The organism is Pseudonocardia sp. P1, assembly GCF_000178675.2.
Taxonomy (GTDB): Bacteria; Actinomycetota; Actinomycetes; order Mycobacteriales; family Pseudonocardiaceae; genus Pseudonocardia.
Window position 1 is genome coordinate 2180639 of the sequence record NZ_ADUJ02000001.1, and the last position, 21179, is coordinate 2201817.

At 69.6% G+C, this 21179-nt stretch carries 13 protein-coding genes, 1 tRNA gene and 3 rRNA genes; 7 read left to right on the top strand and 10 right to left on the bottom strand.

Features of this window, described 5'->3' with window-relative positions; all coding sequences use genetic code 11:
- Positions 1–1249: 1249 nt before the first annotated feature.
- From ettA to PP1_RS09610, 5 genes are all read right to left on the bottom strand, one after another.
- Positions 1250–2926 carry an energy-dependent translational throttle protein EttA gene (gene ettA, locus PP1_RS09590; RefSeq protein WP_010225779.1) on the bottom strand — a complete coding sequence of 559 codons (1677 nt, stop codon included), beginning with the start codon at positions 2924–2926 and terminating at the stop codon, positions 1250–1252.
- Positions 2927–2951: 25 nt separating this feature from the next.
- Positions 2952–3488 (bottom strand): single-stranded DNA-binding protein, encoded by a 537-nt coding sequence (locus PP1_RS09595; protein WP_010225781.1) that lies wholly within the window; start codon positions 3486–3488, stop codon positions 2952–2954.
- A gap of 1637 nt (positions 3489–5125) precedes the next feature.
- Positions 5126–5242 (bottom strand): 5S ribosomal RNA (gene rrf / locus PP1_RS09600).
- Between the two features lie 132 nt (positions 5243–5374).
- Positions 5375–8475, bottom strand: a 23S ribosomal RNA gene (locus PP1_RS09605).
- Between the two features lie 321 nt (positions 8476–8796).
- Positions 8797–10316 (bottom strand): 16S ribosomal RNA (locus PP1_RS09610).
- Together the 16S, 23S and 5S rRNA genes form the textbook arrangement of a ribosomal RNA operon.
- 725 nt (positions 10317–11041) lie before the next feature.
- Here PP1_RS09610 and PP1_RS09615 point away from each other — a divergent pair.
- Positions 11042–11671: a methyltransferase domain-containing protein gene (locus PP1_RS09615; RefSeq protein WP_010227829.1), complete on the top strand. Its 630-nt coding sequence runs from the start codon at positions 11042–11044 to the stop codon at positions 11669–11671.
- A gap of 98 nt (positions 11672–11769) precedes the next feature.
- On the opposite strand, the gene PP1_RS09620 is transcribed toward PP1_RS09615, so the two are convergent.
- Positions 11770–12567, bottom strand: a complete 798-nt coding sequence (locus tag PP1_RS09620; RefSeq protein WP_050802321.1) for a Stp1/IreP family PP2C-type Ser/Thr phosphatase — start codon at positions 12565–12567, stop codon at positions 11770–11772.
- Positions 12568–12776: 209 nt separating this feature from the next.
- On the opposite strand from PP1_RS09620, the gene PP1_RS09625 reads away from it, so the two are divergent.
- The 4 genes from PP1_RS09625 (at position 12777) to PP1_RS09640 (ending at position 15175) form a co-directional block, all read left to right on the top strand.
- Positions 12777–12850 (top strand) — tRNA-Arg (locus tag PP1_RS09625).
- Between the two features lie 105 nt (positions 12851–12955).
- Positions 12956–13156 (top strand): hypothetical protein, encoded by a 201-nt coding sequence (locus PP1_RS09630; RefSeq protein ID WP_010227825.1) that lies wholly within the window; start codon positions 12956–12958, stop codon positions 13154–13156.
- Positions 13153–14157, top strand: coding sequence for an isopenicillin N synthase family dioxygenase (locus tag PP1_RS09635; protein ID WP_075314038.1), 1005 nt, complete (start codon positions 13153–13155; stop codon positions 14155–14157). The genes PP1_RS09630 and PP1_RS09635 overlap by 4 nt, the downstream gene beginning before the upstream one ends.
- 196 nt (positions 14158–14353) lie before the next feature.
- Positions 14354–15175 carry an LmeA family phospholipid-binding protein gene (locus tag PP1_RS09640; RefSeq protein ID WP_075314037.1) on the top strand — a complete coding sequence of 274 codons (822 nt, stop codon included), beginning with the start codon at positions 14354–14356 and terminating at the stop codon, positions 15173–15175.
- A 13-nt stretch (positions 15176–15188) separates the two neighbouring features.
- Here PP1_RS09640 and PP1_RS09645 read toward each other — a convergent pair whose 3' ends face one another.
- Both PP1_RS09645 and PP1_RS09650 read right to left on the bottom strand, forming a co-directional pair.
- A complete protein-coding gene (locus PP1_RS09645) occupies positions 15189–16691 on the bottom strand; it encodes an FAD-dependent oxidoreductase (protein ID WP_075314036.1) in 1503 nt (500 codons plus the stop codon).
- A 16-nt stretch (positions 16692–16707) separates the two neighbouring features.
- A complete protein-coding gene (locus tag PP1_RS09650) occupies positions 16708–17622 on the bottom strand; it encodes an AurF N-oxygenase family protein (RefSeq protein ID WP_010224578.1) in 915 nt (304 codons plus the stop codon).
- Between the two features lie 176 nt (positions 17623–17798).
- Between PP1_RS09650 and PP1_RS09655 the strand changes: the two genes are divergently transcribed.
- Both PP1_RS09655 and PP1_RS09660 read left to right on the top strand, forming a co-directional pair.
- On the top strand, positions 17799–18599 hold the full coding sequence (locus PP1_RS09655; protein WP_010224577.1) for an MSCRAMM family protein: 801 nt from the start codon (positions 17799–17801) through the stop codon (positions 18597–18599).
- Positions 18592–19395: a YceI family protein gene (locus PP1_RS09660; protein WP_010224576.1), complete on the top strand. Its 804-nt coding sequence runs from the start codon at positions 18592–18594 to the stop codon at positions 19393–19395. Before PP1_RS09655 ends, PP1_RS09660 begins: the two co-directional genes overlap by 8 nt.
- Before the next feature lie 144 nt (positions 19396–19539).
- Here PP1_RS09660 and PP1_RS09665 read toward each other — a convergent pair whose 3' ends face one another.
- A complete protein-coding gene (locus tag PP1_RS09665; protein WP_010224575.1) occupies positions 19540–19836 on the bottom strand; it encodes a hypothetical protein in 297 nt (98 codons plus the stop codon).
- A 38-nt stretch (positions 19837–19874) separates the two neighbouring features.
- Positions 19875–21164, bottom strand: a complete 1290-nt coding sequence (locus tag PP1_RS09670) for a YeeE/YedE family protein (RefSeq protein ID WP_010224574.1) — start codon at positions 21162–21164, stop codon at positions 19875–19877.
- Positions 21165–21179 lie beyond the last annotated feature (15 nt).

Here is a 21179-nt window from a genome sequence, read left to right on the forward strand (position 1 = left end):
AACGGCGTGGGCGTCGGCGCGTCTCCGCGGGATCCGGACCACCGGGCACGGCGGCCGGCCGACCCGTCCAGCGGGAGGGCTGCGGCGACGGCATGCCGGAAGCGGCGACCGCGGGCCCGGTCGAGCTGGTCGGCCGCCGTGGCCGCCCGCATCGCCTCCAGCGCCTCGCGGAACCGTCCCGCGCTCTCGTGCAGCTCGGACTGGGCGGTGCGGCACGCGGCGACGAGCGCCGGGACCCCGGCCGCCCCGGCACCGTCCGCCGCCTCGGCCAGGGCACGGGACGCGTGGTCCGCCCGCCCGGCACCGGCGCGAGCCAGGGTCAGCCGCAGCAACACGCCCTGCCGCCCGGCGTCGGCCACGTCCCGCTGGGCCGACGCGGCCCGCACGGCGTCTGCCGGTACCCGGCCGCCGTCGAGGAGCGCGGTGATCCACTGGCTGAGCAGGGCCGCGGCCAGGTGCGCCGACAGGGGGCGGGCGTCGGCGCGGTCCGGCGTCCAGCCGAGCTGCGCGAGCCCGCGGAGCGCGCTGTCGACGGCGAGGTCGTGCTCGCCGCGGGCGCGGTGCACCGACCCGACGACGAGGTCGGCGAAGGCCGACGCCTCACCGCTGAAGGCCGCCCCGCAGGAGGCGACCTCCTCGCGCAGGCGCTGGAGGTCGTCCACGGCAGGCCCGGCGAGCGCGCACCGGACCTGGACGGCGAGCCGGTCGAGCAGGAGCAACCCCGGCTCCTCCCCGGCACCGTCGTCCGGCAGCCCGGCGACGAGGGCGTGCGCGGTAGCCAGCTCACCGTCGACCTGCGCGACGGTGGCGAGCTCGACCCGCAGCCGAGCGGCCTCGGGCCGGCTCAGCAGTGCGGCACCGGGCGCCCGGACGGGCACGGACGGGACCGCGTCGTCCGGGCGTCCGGTGCCGGTGAGACCGGCGAGGACGGCCGTCGCGACGTCGCGGGCGTCACCGCCGGCGGCATGCCCGTCCAACAGCCAGCCGGCCGCCTGCACCCAGCCGAGATCGTCACTGTCCGCGACCGCGCGGGAACACGCGTAACCGGCGAGCTCCGAGGTCAGCAGCGGACGCTGCCAGCGCAGCGCCGCTGCCGTCCTCAGTTCAGCCGTCGTCGCGTTTCCGCGATCTCCCAGGTGGGACGTCACTTCGCCTCCCGTGACATCACCGGCCCGGTACACCCGCGCCGCCTCGTCGCGTCCGCTCTGCTCAGACAGGACCGACTCGGAGCGGTCCGGCGGAGTGGTGATCAGTCGCGGGTGAGCTTACGGTGCGTGACCCGGTGCGGTCGCGCAGCCTCTGCTCCGAGCCGCTCGATCTTGTTCTTCTCGTACGCCTCGAAGTTGCCCTCGAACCAGAACCACGCCGCCGGGTTCTCGTCCGTGCCCTCCCACGCGAGGATGTGCGTGCAGACCCGGTCCAGGAACCACCGGTCGTGGGAGATGACCACGGCACAGCCGGGGAACTGCTCGAGCGCGTTCTCCAGCGAGCCGAGGGTCTCGACGTCCAGGTCGTTCGTCGGCTCGTCGAGCAGGATCAGGTTGCCGCCCAGCTTCAGCGTGAGCGCCAGGTTCAGCCGGTTCCGCTCACCACCGGAGAGGACCCCCGCCGGCTTCTGCTGGTCGGGTCCCTTGAAACCGAACGCCGCGACGTAGGCCCGGGACGGCATCTCGACGTTGCCGACCTGGATGAAGTCGAGCCCGTCGGAGACGACCTCGAACACCGTCTTCTTCGGGTCGATCCCGCCACGGTTCTGGTCGACGTAGGAGAGCTTCACGGTGTCGCCGACCTTGACCTCGCCGGAGTCCGGCTCCTCCAGCCCGACGATCGTCTTGAACAGGGTCGTCTTACCGACACCGTTCGGGCCGATGACACCGACGATGCCGTTCCGCGGCAGTGTGAAGGACAGGTCCTTGATCAGCTGCCTGCCGTCGAAGCCCTTGTCCAGGTTCGAGACCTCGACGACCTGGTTGCCCATGCGTGGGCCCGGCGGGATCTGGATCTCCTCGAAGTCCAGCTTCCGGTGGCGCTCGGCCTCGGCCGCCATCTCGTCGTACCGGTCCAGCCGGGAACGGCTCTTGGCCTGACGGGCCTTCGGGTTGGAGCGGACCCAGGCCAGCTCCTCCTTCAGGCGCTTCTGCAGCTTGGCGTCCTTCTTGCCCTGGACGGCGAGCCGCTCCGCCTTCTTCTCCAGGTAGGTGGAGTAGTTGCCCTCGTAGGGGAACGTGCGACCGCGGTCGAGCTCGAGGATCCAGCCGGCGACGTTGTCGAGGAAGTACCGGTCGTGCGTCACCGCGAGGACGGCGCCCGGGTAGTTCGCGAGGAACTGCTCGAGCCACAGCACGCTCTCCGCGTCCAGGTGGTTCGTGGGCTCGTCGAGCAGGAGCAGGTCCGGGCTGGAGAGGAGCAGCTTGCACAGCGCGACCCGGCGGCGCTCACCACCGGAGAGGTGCCCGACCTCGGCATCCCCCGGCGGGCAGCGCAGGGCGTCCATCGCCTGCTCCAGCTGGGAGTCGAGCTCCCAGGCGTCGGCGTGGTCGAGCTCCTCCTGGAGCTTGCCCATCTCCTCCATCAGCTCGTCGGTGTAGTTCGTCGCCATCTCCTCGGCGATGGCGTTGTACCGATCGAGCTTGACCTTGACGTCGCCCAGCCCCTCCTCGACGTTGCCGAGGACGGTCTTCTCCTCGTTGAGGGGCGGCTCCTGCTGGAGGATGCCGACCGTCGCTCCGGGCTTCAGGAACGCGTCACCGTTGTTCGCGTTCTCCAGCCCTGCCATGATCTTGAGGACGGTCGACTTCCCGGCCCCGTTCGGGCCCACGACGCCGATCTTCGCCCCCGGCAGGAAGCTGATCGACGCGTTCTCCAGGATGACCTTGTCGCCGTGCGCCTTGCGCACGTTCCGCATCGTGTAAATCAGGTCCGCCACGCCACCGATGGTAGTTCGACGGCCGTCAGCGTCCGGAAGCCGGTACGGCGGCGACCTCACGCGGAGTCTCCTCGTCGCCGTCGGGCGCTGCGCCGAACGGGGCATCGCCGTCCTCCGTCATGCCGTCGAGGGCCTCCGACGGCACCTCCCAGTCGTCGACCGGTCGCTGGTCGCGGCCGGGCTCACGGTCGGGGCCGCTCACCGGCCGCGGCGGGACCAGCACCGGCGAGTACCGCAGATCGAGGCCCACGCTGATCGGGTCGATCTTCGGGGTCTTGCGCAGGACGTTGTCGCGATCGAGCCACTCCTCGACGAAGAGCCGGCCGACGACGATGACCGCGTGCCCCTTGTCCAGGGTCTGCGCTGCGTGCTCGGCCAGCCTCCGCCAGCACGTCACCGTGTAGTAGGTCTTGGCGACATCACGCCACTCGCCGCTGCTGTCGTCGCGTCGGCGATAGTTCTCGGCGACCGTCAGGTCCAGCACCGGCCGCCCACTGTGGGTGTAGCGGAGCTGGGGCTTGCGGGTCAGGTTGCCGACGACGGTGATCTGGTTGCTGCTCACGGGCTACTCCGGGGGTGGACGTCGAGTCGATGTCCCGTCGAGCATCCCGCCGCCGGACGCTTCCGGATCGGTCTTCCGGCAGGCTGTGGATGGTTCGGCCACTTGTGGATGCGAGACCGGCTCCGGCCGGCCCGATGGCGTTCATCGTCGGCCTCGTGTGCAGCTCTCCACGTGACCGTGTCCGACGTGCCGTCACTGCCGCGGGCCCTCCGTCGACGAGGTCCGAACCGGTCCGGGAGAACCGCGCCGGAGCACAGGATTCGCGAAGCCCCGCGAGCTCGACATCGCAACTCGCTCCTCGCCGGCCCACCGGACCAGAGCTCCTGTCCGGTGCCGACGGCAGCCGCGTTCCGCGGAACGCCGGTCCCGCTCGTGGCGACCACTGCTTTCCGGGACCTGGTCCGCGTCGAGGTGAGGTCCTCGCACGAGCAGGCAGGTGACCCGGATCTGCGTTCCGCGGAACGCTCCCCGACCACACCGGGCTGCGCTCGAACCCGGTCACGAGCGCCACGCCGAATCAGGCAGGCGGTCCGCGGCCGGGTGCAGCGACGCTGTACGGATGTCCGGCGCCCACCCTGCTGTACTGCTCGTGGCGCTCGTTGTCATCGCAGGCCCCCGGTCCTGGTCCCTGCCCCCGCACGACGACCTCATCGCCGCGGCCTGCCCACATCCGTATGCCGCTGGGGCGACGGGGGATCCGGAACGGCTTGCTGTCTGCGCGGCCGCCGGATGCGGCCAGGGACGTCCGGTGCGCGCACCGCCGACACCAGGACCTCGGGAGGCCGTTCTGTCTCCGTGATGGAGCCAGGCACCGACGCCATCCGCGCCGAGGTGCTCGGGCACCCGCGACACCGCGACGCGTCACGGCCGCAGAGCAAGCGCTGAGCCTCCTGGGCAGGAGCGTTCCGCGGAACGCAGCTGCCGCTCACGGGCTGAAACAGCGAGTCCGACGCCCGCTCCCGGCCGAGGTGGTCCGCCGCTCCGTCGCGTTCCGCGGAACACACACGGCTCCAGCGGGAACAGGGACATGCCCACCGGTCCCGGGTCCCCCGGGCGGGACCCGTTCTCCGCTCGGGTGCCGACGACGGTGCACTCTCCTCACACCCGCCCGGCCCGACCAGCCTCCGCCGGCGCCACCGGCGCCGCCGGCGTGAACGACCTGGGGGACGCCGTGCGGGCGCGTTCCGCGGAACGCGCCCCGACGGTCTGCGGGCCCCGGGAGAGCTGTCGGAGCCGCTCGCCACCGGGTCGGCACAAGGTCCGCGCCGGGTCGGCGCCCGCCGGTCGGGCAGGTCGCGCTCCGAGAACCCGTCCGCGTCCCGACCGCGTTCCGCGGAACGCGGCCCTGGCAACGTTGCGCCGACCTGGCGGCGTTCCGCGGACCTGGCGGCGTTCCGCGGTCCTGGCAGCGTTGCGCGGTCCCGGCGGTGTTCCCCGTCCTGGCGGCGTTCCGCGGACCTGGCGGCGTTCCGCGGAACGCACGACGACCGCAGACGACACACCCACCCGGCGTCGACGACACCCCAGGACCCGCGCCCCGGACCCACCGGCCCGCCGGACCGCCACCAGAAACCGGGCCCAGAACGCAGAAAATCCCCCGGACCGAAACGGTCCGAGGGATCCCCTGAAATGTTGAATGTCGGCGGCGACCTACTCTCCCACACCCTGTCGAGTGCAGTACCATCGGCGCAGGAAGGCTTAGCTACCGGGTTCGGAATGGGACCGGGCGTTCCCCTACCGCCATAACCACCGACAACACTATCCAATTACACCCCACACCCCCTCACACCCCACACCACGGTGAGACACAAGAAGACCCAGGAAACAGAGACCACACAACCAATGGTTGTGGACTCAGGGTCACACAGTGGATGCGAACAACATGTTGTGGCAAGCCCTCGGCCTATTAGTACCGGTCAACTCCACCCCTCACAAGGCTTCCATCTCCGGCCTATCAACCCAGTCATCTACTGGGAGCCTTACCCACTCAAGGTGGTGGGAGACCTCATCTTGGAACAGGCTTCCCGCTTAGATGCCTTCAGCGGTTATCCCTCCCGAACATAGCCAACCAGCCGTGCCCCTGGCGGGACAACTGGCACACCAGAGGTTCGTCCGTCCCGGTCCTCTCGTACTAGGGACAGCCTTCCTCAAGTCTCCAACGCGCGCGGCGGATAGGGACCGAACTGTCTCACGACGTTCTAAACCCAGCTCGCGTACCGCTTTAATGGGCGAACAGCCCAACCCTTGGGACCTACTCCAGCCCCAGGATGCGACGAGCCGACATCGAGGTGCCAAACCATGCCGTCGATATGGACTCTTGGGCAAGATCAGCCTGTTATCCCCGGGGTACCTTTTATCCGTTGAGCGACACCCCTTCCACCAGGAGGTGCCGGATCACTAGTCCCGACTTTCGTCCCTGCTCGACCCGTCAGTCTCACAGTCAAGCTCCCTTGTGCACTTACACTCAACACCTGATTGCCAACCAGGCTGAGGGAACCTTTGGGCGCCTCCGTTACTCTTTAGGAGGCAACCGCCCCAGTTAAACTACCCACCAGGCACTGTCCCTGAACCAGATCATGGCCCGAGGTTCAGACACCCAATTCGACCAGAGTGGTATTTCAACAACGACTCCACCGCCACTAGCGTGACGACTTCACAGTCTCCCACCTATCCTACACAAGCCGAACCGAGCATCAATACCAAGCTATAGTAAAGGTCCCGGGGTCTTTCCGTCCTGCCGCGCGTAACGAGCATCTTTACTCGTAATGCAATTTCGCCGAGTCTGTGGTCGAGACAGCGCCCAAGTCGTTACGCCATTCGTGCAGGTCGGAACTTACCCGACAAGGAATTTCGCTACCTTAGGATGGTTATAGTTACCACCGCCGTTTACTGGCGCTTAAATTCTCCGCTTCGCCCCCAAAGGAGCTAACAGGTCCTCTTAACGTTCCAGCACCGGGCAGGCGTCAGTCCGTATACATCGTCTTGCGACTTCGCACGGACCTGTGTTTTTAGTAAACAGTCGCTTGGGCCTGGTCTCTGCGACCACCCACCCCTAGCCCGCGAAGGGGCTTCAAGGCAGATGGCCCTCCTTCTCCCGAAGTTACGGAGGTATTTTGCCGAATTCCTTAACCACAGTTCGCTCGATCGCCTCGGTATTCTCTACCTGACCACCTGTGTCGGTTTGGGGTACGGGCCGCAACAGCACTCGCTAGAGGCTTTTCTCGACAGCATGGGATCACCCTCTTCGCCTCAATCGGCTACGCATCACCTCTCACCCTTGATGAGCCCCGGATTTACCTAGGACTCGGGCTACAGGCTTACACCACGACAACCACCGCGTGGCGGAGCTACCCTCCTGCGTCACCCCATCACTTGCCTACTACCGGATCGGATCCCACGCTCCCCCACAAACAACACTCCCGAAGGAGCGAAGGTGGGTTCGGATGGTTAGCATCACCGGCCCCGGCATGGACGCACTATCACGAGCACGGGAATATCAACCCGTTGTCCATCGACTACGCCTGACGGCCTCGCCTTAGGTCCCGGCTCACCCTGGGCGGAACAACCTGGCCCAGGAACCCTTGGTCATCCGGCGGCAGAGATTCTCACTCTGCATTCGCTACTCATGCCTGCATTCTCACTCCCACACCCTCCACCCGTAAATCACTCCCGGGCTTCACCAGATGCAGGACGCTCCCCTACCCAACAACACAACAGTGTCATTGCCACGGCTTCGGCGGTGCGCTTGAGCCCCGCTACATTGTCGGCGCAGGACCACTTGACCAGTGAGCTATTACGCACTCTTTCAAGGGTGGCTGCTTCTAAGCCAACCTCCTGGTTGTCCGGGCGATCCCACATCCTTTCCCACTTAGCGCACGCTTAGGGGCCTTAGCCGGTGATCTGGGCTGTTTCCCTCTCGACCACGAAGCTTATCCCCCGCAGTCTCACTGCCGCGCTCTCACTCACCGGCATTCGGAGTTTGGCTGACTTCGGTAAGCTTGTCGGCCCCCTAGGCCATCCAGTGCTCTACCTCCGATGAGAAACACACGACGCTGCACCTAAATGCATTTCGGGGAGAACCAGCTATCACGAAGTTTGATTGGCCTTTCACCCCTACCCACAGCTCATCCCCCAGGTTTTCAACCCTGGTGGGTTCGGGCCTCCACGACGTCTTACCGACGCTTCACCCTGGCCATGGGTAGATCACTCCGCTTCGGGTCTACACCCCGCGACTCCACCGCCCTATTCGGACTCGCTTTCGCTACGGCTACCCCACAACGGGTTAACCTCGCCACGAAGCATAACTCGCAGGCTCATTCTTCAAAAGGCACGCCATCACCCTGCAGCACAAGACTGCTCCAGGCTCTGACGGCTTGTAAGCACACGGTTTCAGGTACTATTTCACTCCCCTCCCGGGGTACTTTTCACCTTTCCCTCACGGTACTAGTCCGCTATCGGTCACCAGGTAGTATTTAGGCTTGACGGGTGGTCCCGCCAGATTCACAGCAAATTCCACGAGCTCGCTGCTACTCGAGAACAATGCCCACGACCAGACTCATGCTTTCGCGTACGGGGCTCTCACCCACTACGGCCGACCATCCCAGAGTCGTTCCGCTAACACAAACACTGGACCGTCCCATCCTCGGCAGAAGATGAACAGCACGTCTCACAACCCCGCATCCGCAACACCTGCCGGCTTGACACGGACACGGTTTAGCCTCTTCCGCTTTCGCTCGCCACTACTCACGGAATCACTGTTGTTTTCTCTTCCTGTGGGTACTGAGATGTTTCACTTCCCCACGTTCCCTCCACGCACCCTATGAATTCAGGTACGGGTAACACCCCATGACGGGTGCTGGGTTTCCCCATTCGGACACCCTCGGATCACAGTTCGGTTGACAACTCCCCGAGGACTATCGCGGCCTCCCACGTCCTTCATCGGCTCCTGATGCCCAGGCATCCACCATGTGCTCTTAACAACTTGACCACAACAAGATGCTCGCATCCACTATGCAACACTCAACCCACAACCACACAAGACCCCAGGCAACCACCACCCCCAACCAGAAGGCGTTAGGACAACCCAGAACCCACGCGGCCAAAGACAACACCCACCAAACCGGTGTCCCCTCAGGACCCAACAGTGTGCCGAACCACAGCCTGACGTTCATTGCGTTCCACCCAGTCACACCCGACCCACACTCGGGGCCGACAGTGCGATCTCAGTTAAGGAACCAACACATCCCCAACATTTCAGAAGAAACGAAAGAAACGAGCCGGTGCCCCACCACATGGTGAGACTCCTTAGAAAGGAGGTGATCCAGCCGCACCTTCCGGTACGGCTACCTTGTTACGACTTCGTCCCAATCGCCAGTCCCACCTTCGACGACTCCCTCCACAAGGGTTGGGCCGCCGGCTTCGGGTGTTACCAACTTTCGTGACGTGACGGGCGGTGTGTACAAGGCCCGGGAACGTATTCACCGCAGCGTTGCTGATCTGCGATTACTAGCGACTCCAACTTCACGGGGTCGAGTTGCAGACCCCGATCCGAACTGAGACTCACTTTAAGGGATTCGCTCCACCTCACGGTCTCGCAGCCCTCTGTATGAGCCATTGTAGCATGTGTGAAGCCCTGGACATAAGGGGCATGATGACTTGACGTCATCCCCACCTTCCTCCGAGTTGACCCCGGCAGTCTCCCATGAGTCCCCACCACTACGTGCTGGCAACATGGAATAAGGGTTGCGCTCGTTGCGGGACTTAACCCAACATCTCACGACACGAGCTGACGACAGCCATGCACCACCTGCACACAGGCCACAAGGGAAACGACATCTCTGCCGCGATCCTGTGCATGTCAAACCCAGGTAAGGTTCTTCGCGTTGCATCGAATTAATCCACATGCTCCGCCGCTTGTGCGGGCCCCCGTCAATTCCTTTGAGTTTTAGCCTTGCGGCCGTACTCCCCAGGCGGGGCGCTTAATGCGTTAGCTGCGGCGCAGAAACCGTGGAATGGTCCCCACACCTAGCGCCCAACGTTTACGGCGTGGACTACCAGGGTATCTAATCCTGTTCGCTCCCCACGCTTTCGCTCCTCAGCGTCAGTATCGGCCCAGAGACCCGCCTTCGCCACCGGTGTTCCTCCTGATATCTGCGCATTTCACCGCTACACCAGGAATTCCAGTCTCCCCTGCCGAACTCAAGTGATGCCCGTATCGACCGCACGCTCAGAGTTAAGCCCCAAGTTTTCACGGCCGACGCGACACACCGCCTACGAGCTCTTTACGCCCAATAATTCCGGACAACGCTCGCACCCTACGTGTTACCGCGGCTGCTGGCACGTAGTTGGCCGGTGCTTCTTCTCCAGGTACCGTCACAAAAGCTTCGTCCCTGGCGAAAGAGGTTTACAACCCGAAGGCCGTCATCCCCCACGCGGCGTCGCTGCGTCAGGCTTCCGCCCATTGCGCAATATTCCCCACTGCTGCCTCCCGTAGGAGTCTGGGCCGTGTCTCAGTCCCAGTGTGGCCGGTCGCCCTCTCAGGCCGGCTACCCGTCACCGCCTTGGTAGGCCATCACCCCACCAACAAGCTGATAGGCCGCGGGCCCATCCCCCACCGAAAAAACTTTCCACCACCCAACATGCGTTGAGAGGTCCTATCCGGTATTAGACCCAGTTTCCCGGGCTTATCCCAGAGTGGAGGGCAGGTCACCCACGTGTTACTCACCCGTTCGCCGCTCGTGTACCCCCGAAAGGGCCTTACCGCTCGACTTGCATGTGTTAAGCACGCCGCCAGCGTTCGTCCTGAGCCAGGATCAAACTCTCCAACAAAAACCCTGACTTACAAACAACTGGCCCACCAGCACGACGGGGTCGCACCGGCAGCCAAACAAACAATCTGGCACAAAAACGCCAAACCAAAAAATAGCTCGACACACTGTTGAGTTCTCAAAAGACACCCGCACCACCATCACCGATCTCCCGACCGGATCCAGAAGGCGGATCGCCTTGACCCCACCACCGTAAACCCACAACAAACTCGAAGGCCGACCGGGGGGTCGTAGTGGCCAGCGGGCCTGTTGACCGGGCCTCCAGGGCCCGTTCTGTCCGGCTCACTCGCTGACAGGAAGAAAGTTACGGCACGCCCTGTAGGCGCGTCAAACCGGGGTCGAAAACGCCCGCTGACCTGCGCGAACACGGCCCCAGGCCGCACAGCAGCGCGGACGAACCCGACCCTGTCGCACGACGAACGGTCGTGCTGACGGGCTCCCTCGGGATACTGGTTGACCAGCGCCGATCGCGCAAGAGGAAGCCCGGATCGGGGCCCGCGCGGGCCGTCCGCGCTGTCGTTCGTCTCGTGGACGCCCGATCTCCAACTTCTTTCAAGATTTTTTTCGACCGTCCGTCGCGGGTCCGGGGTACGACGAGCGGCAGGTGGGCGGCACGCGTCCGGTCCGCGCGGCTCGCGACCCCACTCGAAGACGATCATCGGCTGTGGGCGGCCGTTCGTCGCGGTCCGGCCGTCCCACCGGCCACCTGTACGCGAGACTCCCCCGGTGCCCCTCGACGGAGACGTCCTCCCGCCGGTCCTTCACCGGCTGCGTGCCGACGACGGCCCGACCGCCGCACAGTGGTGCCGCGCGCCCGGGGCGAGCGCACGCGTGCGGGCGACCGTCACCGGCATCGGGGCCGCCCTGGAGGCCGGGGACGGTGCGTTCGCCCTCGTGGCGGCGTCGCCCCTCGCCCTTCCGGTGCGCACGCGGTCCGTCGACCGCGTCGCCGTCCCGCTCGTCCTCCCGCTCCTGCAGGACATGGACGGGCTGCTCGCCGAGATCCGGCGGGTGCTCGCCCCGCACGGGCTGCTGTCCCTGCTCCTCCCGGCCCCGGCGTCGTGGGGCTGGCGCGGACGGCACCTCCGGCAGGCGGTCCGCGAGGCGTGGCGGCACCGGTCGGCCGTCGAGCATCCGGAGTGGCTGGTGTCGTCGGCGGACTTCGCGGTCCTCGCCGACGACCGGCTGAGCTTCCGGCTCACCGACGGGGGTGCGGAGCCGGCGGGCGACGTGGCGGAGCTGTGCGCGGCGGGCGTCTACCCGCCCGATCTCCCCGCGGAGACCCGGGCGGAACTCGCTGCGCACCGCTCGGCGGCGCGGACGGTACGTCTGCGCCGGATCGTGGCCCGCCGCTGACGCGAGCGCCCGGACGGGCGGTGTCGGTGCCCGTCCCGCCGTCGGGCTTCCCGGCCCGCCCGGACGTCACCCGTGGACGGGGCCGCCCGGCGTCGTCCTCAGTTGGAGGTCGCGATCTCCTTGGCCGCGCCGGCCGTCTCGAGGGGCTGCGTCGCCACCTCGGGGACGTCGACGACGTCCGCCACGATCGCGGTGATGTTGTCCGGGCCGCCGCCCTCGTTCGAGAGCTCGACGAGACGCTCGACCACGGCGTCCGGCTCCGTCCCCGACGCCAGCTCGCGCAGGAGCGCGGCGTCGTCGAGGACGGCGGTGACGCCGTCCGAGCACAGCAGGAAACGGTCACCCTCGACGATCTCGACGCGGTCGAGGTCCGGCTCCGGCGCGTGATCGGTGCTCAGCGCCCGCATCAGCACCGAGCGCCGAGGATGGTGCGCGGCCTCCTCGGCGGTGATCTGCCCCTGGTCGACCAGCTGCTGCACCATCGTGTGGTCGTGCGTGAGCTGCGCGAGCTCACCCTCACGGAGCCGGTAGATGCGCGAGTCACCGATGTGCGCGAGCGCCAGGTGCTCGCCCGTCAGCACCAGCGACACGACGGTCGTGCCCATGCCCCGGGTCTCCGGGTCCTCCCCCGCACGGCGGGCGAGGCGGTCGGTGGCGTCCTCCAGGGCGGAGTTCAGCTCGGCATCGAGGTCGATGTCGCTGAGGTCCTCGGGGAGCCGGGCCTCCATCTCGGTGAAGGCCGAGACCGTCATCGCGCTCGCGATCTCGCCGTGGGCGTGCCCGCCCATCCCGTCGGCCACGATCAGCAGCCGGCCCGTCGTCGCGCCGGAGTCCTGGTTCGACGTCCGGCGACGACCCACATCCGACCTGATCGCGGATCGCAGTCCCAGAACCATGGGCACAGTATGGACGTCACGGTCCGTCAGCGTCGCAGGCGAGGCCCCTTCGGCGTGCTCTTCAACCGGACGGATGGTGGTCGGGGGTGTCTCGCGGCCCGTCGGACCGCCGTCGGACGGCCGTCGGACCGCCCCGGAGGCCGATGTCGGATGGCTGATCACTTGCGCGTGTCGCTACCGTGGGCGGCGTCCGGGGAGACCCGGGACATGCCCTCGTAGCTCAGCTGGACAGAGCAAGAGCCTTCTAATCTCTAGGTCGCAGGTTCGAGTCCTGCCGGGGGCACACACGGCACACCGGCTCCGTCCCACGACGGATCGTCGGTCGCCCGGACGGAGCCGCTCCGGTGCTACTTTCCGTCGGTCCCGGCCCACGTCGAGAGGATGTCGCGTGTCCTCCCCGTCGCAGTTCGCCGTCTCGGTCAAGGGCGTCGTCCTCGACCCGCAGCGCCGAGTGCTCGTCCCCCGGTCCGAGGTGGCGGGACTCCGCATGCCGGACGGGTACCGGCGGTCGATCGACACGTGGTTCGACCGGATCGGCCCGGCCACGGTCCCCCGACGCACTGCGGGTCGGGGCGGCGACAGCTCATGACCAGGACCACCCTCCCGGTCCTCGACCTGTCGGACCTCGACCACGACGCGGAGACCGCGGACACGTTCCGCTCCGCGCTGCGGTCCGCGGGTCACGGCGTCGGGTTCTTCCACCTCCGAGGCCACGGCATCCCCGACGACGTCACGGCACGCGCGTTCGCCGAGGCCGGACGGTTCTTCGCGCTCCCCGACGAGGACAAGCGGGCCGTCGAGATGCTGCGGAGCCCGCAGTTCCGCGGCTGGACCCGCACCGGCGGCGAGCTCACCCGGGGCCGCGTCGACTGGCGCGAGCAGATCGACATCGGTGCCGAGCGGGCGACACACGACGATCCTGCCGCTCCCGCCTACATGCGGATGGAGGGGCCGAACCTCTGGCCTGCCGCGCAGCCCGCGCTGCGCGAGGCGTTCCTCGACTGGGAGCAGCGCTGCTCGACCGTCGCGCGGCGGTTGCTCCGGGCCTGGGCGGTCGCGCTGGGGAGTCCCGCCGACGTCTTCGACGGCATGTTCGGCGACCGCCCCTCGACCCTGATGAAGCTGGTCCGCTACCCCGGGCGGGAGGACCGTGGCCAGGGAGTGGGCGCGCACAAGGACCCGGGGTTCCTCACCCTGCTGATGATCGAGCCGGGCAAGGGCGGCCTCCAGGTCGAGCACGACGGCGGGTGGATCGACGTGCCCGCCGTCCCCGGGGCGTTCGTCGTCAACATCGGTGAGCTGATGGAGGTCGCCACCGACGGCTACCTCAAGGCGACCGTGCACCGCGTCGCCTCGCCGCCGCCGGGCGAGGTCCGGACGTCGATCCCGTTCTTCTTCAACCCCGCACTCGACTCCACGGTGCCGCGCATCGCGCTTCCCGCCGCGCTCGCGGCGCAGGCCCGCGGGGTCAGCCGGGACCCGGACAACGTCATCTCGGGGACGTTCGGCGACAACCTGCTCAAGGCGCGGCTGCGTGCCCATCCGGACGTCGCGGCCCGGCACCACCCCGATCTCACCGGGCCTGGCTAGTCCGGTCACGGGCCGCCGGTCGACGGCGCCCGGCGCGTCGGCGCAGGGGGCCGCCTCCGGCCTGTCCGGACGCCCGCCGGGCTGCGACGCTCGGACGGGTCCGGCGGACGGCGCCGGGCCGGTGTGCCGGCTCCCGGGCCGGCGCGACCACCGCCGACGCCGCCTCCCCCGGGCGACCGAAGGAGCACCCCGCCGTATGGCCGTACGGGAACCGGTCTCCGCCCCGCAGGGCGGCCCCGGCGTGCTGGAGAGCGCGGCCCTGCTCGCGTCCGGCACCGGGCCCGGCGGGGCGCTGCTGCTGCGGGCCCTGATCGAGGCCGTCCGCTTCCGCTACCTGGGTCGCGAGACGACCCTCGGCGGCACGCTCCGGCTCGTCCCGACCGCGATCGGGACCTCGGGCATCGGGACGCGGGCGCTCACCACCGGCCGGCTCGACGTCCGGCTCGCCGCGCGCGACGTCGTCCGGCCCGGGCTCCGGGTCCGCGATCTCACGGTGTCCGCGTCCGACGTCCGGCTGCGGCCCGCGCTCACCCCGGAGCTGGTCACCGGCCCGGTGGAGATCGCGGCGGTGCTGGACCCGGACTGGGTGACCGCCCGGCTCCGCGAGCACGCACCCGACCTGGACGTGACGGTCGACGCCGACGGGGTCCCGCGGGCCCGGCTGCGTCGTCACCCCGGGCTCGGCGCCGCGGAGCTGGCCGTCGCCGTCGAGGGGCACACGCTGTCGTGGAAGGTCGCGGCGCTGACCGTCGCGGGCCGCCGCGTCGGACCGCCCCGCTCCGACGACACGCGCCGCTCGGTGCGCGCGCTGCTCGACCGCAGCCCGCTGCGGGCGGCCCGCTCCGGCCGCGTCGTGCTGGCGGGCCTCCCCCCGGAGCTGCACCTGCACGGTGTCGGGATCGCACCGGACGGGATCACCGTCCGTGGGCGGCTCGCGTCGTGGCGGCGGCCGGTCCCGCCGACCGGCATCGACGACGTCCTGCGCGGGGCCCGCTCCCTGTTCGCCCCGGGGCGTTGAGAGAGCGGGCGGCTCAGCCCCGGCGGAGCAGGCGGCCCACGGCGCGGAGCCGGGACCCGCGCGGCGGGCGCGACGGCAGCCGGCCGGCGACGGCGTCGTCGAGCAGGGACCCGACGGTCTCGGCCGCGCAGGTCCGGTTGGTGCCGATGCCGCCCGAGGGGCCGCGCTTGATCCAGCCGACGACGTAGTGGCCGGGACGGTCGGCGACCCGGCCGGCGTCGTTCGGCACGACGCCGCGGTCGTCGTCGAAGGGCAGTCCCGGCACCGGGCGACCGCGATGCCCGGCGGCGCGGACGACCAGCCCGGCCGGGATCTCGGTGCCGTCGCACTTGTGCACGCCCCGGGCGCGGACGTCACCCGCGATCCGGTCCGGCGCGGAGTGGAAGCGGAACACGACCCGCGGCGCGGGGGCGGGCAGCGACCAGTCGATCTTCTCCCGCCGCGCGCCCTGCAGCAGCTGGTGCGCCTCGGAGGCGGCGGGGCCGTCCATCGACTCGGTGACGCGCGCGTCGTGCTCGTCGACGACGACGTCCACACCGGACCGTCCGAGCAGCTCGCGCAGCTCCGGCGCGGTCGCGGCGACCGTCTCCGGCCCGCGCCGGCCCAGCACGACGACCTCGCGGACCGCCCCGGCCCGCAGCGCGGCCAGCGCGGCGGCGTCGATCGGGGTGTCGTCCAGGTCCTCCGGCGGGGCGGTGAGGATCCGGGCCACGTCGATGGAGACGTTGCCGGTCCCGATCACCACGACCCGCTCACAGGTGGTGTCGACGGCGTCGCGGGGCACGTCGGGGTGGCCGTTGTACCAGCCGACGACGGTGTCCGCGGCGATGCTGCCGGGCAGTCCCTCGCCCTCGATCCCGAGGTCCTTCGCCACGGGTGCGCCGACCGCCCAGACCACGGCGTCGTGCTGCGCGGCGAGCTCGTCGGCCGTCACGTCCCGGCCGATCTCGGTGCCGAGCCGCATCCGCACGCGCGGATGGGTGTGGAACCGGGCGAACGACTCCCCGATCCGCTTGGTCGACGGGTGGTCGGGGGCGACGCCGTAGCGGACGAGACCGCCGGGGGTGTCCAGCCGGTCGACCAGCGTCACCCGGGACGCCGTGTGCAGCAGGAGGTCCTGCGCGGCGTACATGCCGGCGGGCCCCGTCCCGACGACGGCGACGTCCAGCGGCGCCATGTCCGCCGGCAGCGACCGGGTGAACTGCAGCGGGTACCAGTCGTGGAACAGCGGGGAGTCGCCCTCGAGCTTCCCCGCGACCGGCTTGCCGTCGTAGTACGCCGCGTTGACGTCGGCGTACCCGGCGAGCGACGCGCTGAGCCTCTCGACCGGGAACACCGCGTCGACCGGGCACGCGTCCGCGCACGCCCCGCAGTCGATGCACGCCCGCGGGTCGATGTAGAGCATGTCGGTCGTCGTGTAGTCCGGCTCGTCCGGCGTCGGGTGGATGCAGTTGACCGGGCACGCCGCGACGCAGGACGCGTCGGTGCAGCAGGTCTGGGTGATCGCGAAGGCCACGGCTGGTGTCCCCGGCTCAGACGAGGTTGGCGCGGCGGTAGAACCAGAGCGCCGGCTTCGTGAGCAGCCCGCACGAGGACAGGAACTCCATCAGCCCGGCGCACGACGAGCGCAGCTGCGACTTGTGGTGCTCGTTGGCCTTCGCCTCGCGCAGCGCTCGCTTCGTGTCGAGCCCCGCGTTCGCGTAGATCTGGTCGTTCCACATGCTGGTGACGATGAAGTAGGCGGCGGCCGCGACGGTGAGCGCCTGGTACCGGCGGCGCAGCGGGCCCGCGCCCTTGAGCCGCTCGCGGGTCTCCTCGCGGGCGAACTTCATGTGCCGCGACTCCTCGACCACGTGGATGTTGTTGATCGTCCGGACGAACGGGACGACGCGCTCGTCGCGCATCCAGTCCCGCTGCATCACGTCGAGGACCTCCTCGGCGACCAGGATCGACGCGTACGCCGCCTCGCCGGTGTAGGTCATCGCGCACAGCCGGCCGAGGTTCACGACGCTGCGCTTCGGGATGTAGGCCGGGGCGCCGAGCTTCTCCGAGCCGCGCGCGAACATGATCGAGTGCCGGCACTCGTCGGCGATCTCGGTCAGGGCCCACTGGAACGACGGGTCGGTCGGGTCCTTCGCGTAGAAGTCCCGCAGCACGAGCTGCTGGAGGATCATCTCGAACCAGATGCCGGTGGAGGCGACCGACGCCGACTCCTGCCGGGTCAGCTCCCTGCGCTGGTCCTCGGTCATCTCGTCCCAGTACGCGGTGCCGTAGAGGCTGCTCCACTCCGGGCTCATGCCGTGGTAGCTGCGGTCCAGCGGGGTCTCCCAGTCGACCTGCGTCGCGGGGTCGAACGACAGTTCCTCGGACGAGCGCAGCAACCGGGCAGCGGTGTCCTTCCGCTCCTCGGTGGTGTCGATACCGGGCTCGGGAACGGTGGCAGTCATGTCGACTCCCTCGTAGACGACGACGTCATGTGCTGTAACCACCGGTAACGTTACCACCGGTTACACGTGACGCAAGTCCCGGCGGGCCGTCACCGCGACGGCGCACCGGACGGGTGATCGCCGGACCCATCGCAGGGGATATCGTTGCGATAGGCAATGAACGGAGGAGAGCCGACGTGACTACCGGGCCCTCGATCACCGGGACCGTCCGGCGCCGCGGCGGGAACCCCGTCCCCGCCGCGACCGTGACCGTCACCGACCTGGACGGCCGCCAGCACGGCCGGGCCACCACCGGCGAGGACGGCAGCTGGTCCGTCCCGCTCGGCACCGGCGGGACCTACCTCGTCGTCGTCCGCGCCGAGGGGTCCGGGCCGGACGCCGGCCTCGTCGCGGTCCGCGACTCCCCCGCCCGCCACGACGTCGTGACCACCGGCGGCGGGACCGTCCACGGTGTCCTCACCGACGGCGCCGGGGTGCCCGTCCCCGCCGCGGCGGTCACCCTCATCGACCAGTCGGGAGAGGTCGTCGGGCACGGCCCCACCGGCCCGGACGGGCGGTTCCGGCTGGAGACCCCGGGCACCGGCCCGCACACCCTCACCGTGACCGCGCCCGGCCACCAGCCGGTGGCGCGCACCGTGACCGCCGGTCCCCCGGGGCCGCCGGTCGAGATCCGGCTGCCCGCCCGCGCCGGGCTCGCCGGCACCGCCCGCACCTCCGACGGCCGTCCTGTCGCGGGCGCCCGGATGGCGCTCACCGATCTCGACGGCCGCACCGTCGCGACCACGACGACCGGCCCGGACGGGCGCTACGAGCTGCGGGACCTCCCGCCCGGCCGGCACTCGCTCACCGCGAGCGGGCACCCACCGGTCGTCGCAGCGGTCCAGATCGACCGGGGTGCGACGACCCCGGTGCAGGTCCACTTCCCCGACCCGCGCGGCGCGGCTGCCGGGACACGGACGGAGAACGTCGATGAGTGAGCTGTACGGCCGGCTGAGCAGCCCCGACGGGTGGCCCGTCGCCGGCGGGACCGTCACCGTCATGGACGCCGGCGGTGTCCAGCAGGGACGGGCGGCGAGCCGCGCGGACGGCGGCTTCTCGATCGACGGCCTGGTGGCGGGGCCGCACACGGTGGTCGTCGCGGCACCGGGGCACGAGCCGTCGGCGCGGGCGGTGGTGGTGAACGGCGCGGGCGTCGACCTGGGCCGGTTCGAGCTGACCCGGGCGGGCGGCGCCGTGCTCCCCGCCCCGGGGACCTGGCGGATCGACGCGCAGCACTCGAGCATCCGCGCGACCGCGCTGCACCTGGGCATGAGCCGGATCCACGGCCGGCTGCGCCGGTTCTCCGGGCAGGTCGTCGTCGCCGACCCGTTCGAGACGAGCCGGGTGGAGGTGGCGATCGACGCGTCCTCGGTGGACTCGGACGAGCCGGACCGCGACGCGCACCTGCGCAACGCCGACTTCCTCGACGTCGAGCGGCACCCGTCGATCGGCTACGCCGGTACCGGGCTCACGAGGCACGACCCGACGCACTGGACGGTGCACGGCACGCTGTCGCTCAAGGGCGTCTCGGCGCCGGTGGACCTCGCCGTCGTCTACGGGGGCAGCGGGCCGGACCCGTGGGGCGGGACGCGCGCGGCGTTCACGGCCACCACGGAGATCTCCCGGGACGAGTTCGCGATCGACTGGAACCAGTCGGTGCTCGCCGGGGTACTGGCGGTCGGCCGGACACTGCGGATCGACATCGACGTCCAGGCCGTACTGGACGGGGGCTGACGGTCCCGGGGCGGTACAGCAGGGACGGTCACCCGCCCGGCGCCGAGGCCGGCGCGGCTCCGGGCGGGTGACCGTGTGTCCGGCTCGCGGCCCCCGGCGAGCCGACGCCCGGTGCGCGCCGTGGCGGCGCGCACCGGAGCAGGATCAGGACAGGCCGTCGAGGGCGCCGAAGACCGGCGCGGTCAGGTCGACGGGCTTCAGCAGGTCCTCGGGAACCGGGGCCCCCGGCAGGCCGTCCAGCAGGAACACCGGGGTGCCCGAGGACTCGCCGGCCTCCTCCGAACCGGACTCCGAACCGGAACCGGCCGACGGGGACGACGTCGCGCCGTCGTAGCCACCCGCCCCGGGGGTGTCGGCGTGCGCGAGCCCACCGGTGAGCGCGGCCAGCGCCCCGGCCCCGGCGACGGCGGCCGCCGCGCGGCCGGCAGTGCGTACGTTCATGATCGAACCTCTTTCTTCTCGGGGAGCGACCGGGCGGCTCAGCAGAGCGAGTCGGCCGGCTTGGGGTTGGTCAGGCCGAAGAGCGGCCGCAGCCGCAGCCCGACCCAGGTACCGCCGAGTGCGACGACGGCCCAGATCCATCCGTGCAGGCTGAACGAGGCGATGCCGGAGAAGTAGGCACCGATGTTGCAGCCACCGGCCAGCCGCGCGCCGTAGCCCATCGCGATGCCGCCGAGGACGGCGCCCAGCGCGAGCTTCCACGGGATCCGCTTGTGCAGCACGAACGCGCCGCCCACCGCGGAGGCCACCAGCGCGCCGATCATGATGCCGACGTCGAGGTTGGAGATCCGGTCGGCGAGCACCGGTCCGGCCAGCGACCTCGCGTTCGCCGGGACCTGCCAGTAGGCCAGGCTCGCCATGTCGAACCCGAGGAGCTGCAGGAACTTCGATCCCCACAGCGCGAACGCCGACGTGACGCCCCACGGCGCGGCGGAGACGAACAGGACCGCGGCGTTGAGCACGGCCAGCACGATCGCGCCCGCCCACATCGGCCAGGAGCCGCGCAGCACCCGGGCGATCCCGCGGGCCGACGGCGGCCGCTCGACCGGCGGCGGGGTGCGGCGCCGGGCCACCACCCAGGTGACGACCGTGATCGCGGCCAGGACGACCAGGGTCAGCGCGAGCGCGCCCGGGTACCCGAGCGACTGCGCCAGGTCGACGGTCGGGCCCTGGGGCACCGTCTGCGTCCAGAAGCTGTGCGTGAACACCGCGAACATCGAGCCGACGATGAAGCCGAACAGCGTCAGTACGATCGCGCTCTGCCCGCTGCCGACCGCGAACAGCGTGCCGGACGCGCACGAGCCGCCGACCTGCATGCCGACACCGAACAGGAACGAGCCCACGACCAGCCCGATCCCGACCGGTGCGCTGAGCCCGCGGGGCTCGCCGGCCAGCGCGAAGCCGGACGACAGGATCACCGCGAACAGCACCGCCGCGGTGCCGAGCATCAGCATGTGCGCCCGGATCGCGGCACCCTGGCCGACCGCGACGAGCTGCCGCCAGCCGGAGGTGAACCCGAACCGGGAGTGGAACAGGGTGAAGCCGAGTGCGAGACCCAGCGCGGCGGTACCGACCATCGTGGCCGGCGCGACCGTGCTCACCCCGATCAGGAACAGCACCGCGAGCACCAGGCCGACGGTGACGACCTTCCACTGTGGCGGCTTCGCCGCGCGGTCCTGCGGGCCGTACGCGGCACGTTCGGTCTCCCGGACGGCGCCGAGCAGACCGTTCGGCGGCCGCCCGGCGGCCTCGTCGCTGACCACGGACATGGGTGTCTCTCCTCG

What these genes read in the sequence shown, in the direction of transcription:
- PP1_RS09620 (WP_050802321.1), bottom strand. Translation starts at nt 12,567, where the DNA reads ATGGTTCTGGGACTGCGATCCGCGATCAGGTCGGATGTGGGTCGTCGC.
- PP1_RS09635 (WP_075314038.1), top strand. Translation starts at nt 13,153, where the DNA reads ATGACCAGGACCACCCTCCCGGTCCTCGACCTGTCGGACCTCGACCAC.
- PP1_RS09640 (WP_075314037.1), top strand. Translation starts at nt 14,354, where the DNA reads ATGGCCGTACGGGAACCGGTCTCCGCCCCGCAGGGCGGCCCCGGCGTG.
- PP1_RS09650 (WP_010224578.1), bottom strand. Translation starts at nt 17,622, where the DNA reads ATGACTGCCACCGTTCCCGAGCCCGGTATCGACACCACCGAGGAGCGG.
- PP1_RS09660 (WP_010224576.1), top strand. Translation starts at nt 18,592, where the DNA reads ATGAGTGAGCTGTACGGCCGGCTGAGCAGCCCCGACGGGTGGCCCGTC.
- PP1_RS09665 (WP_010224575.1), bottom strand. Translation starts at nt 19,836, where the DNA reads ATGAACGTACGCACTGCCGGCCGCGCGGCGGCCGCCGTCGCCGGGGCC.
- PP1_RS09670 (WP_010224574.1), bottom strand. Translation starts at nt 21,164, where the DNA reads ATGTCCGTGGTCAGCGACGAGGCCGCCGGGCGGCCGCCGAACGGTCTG.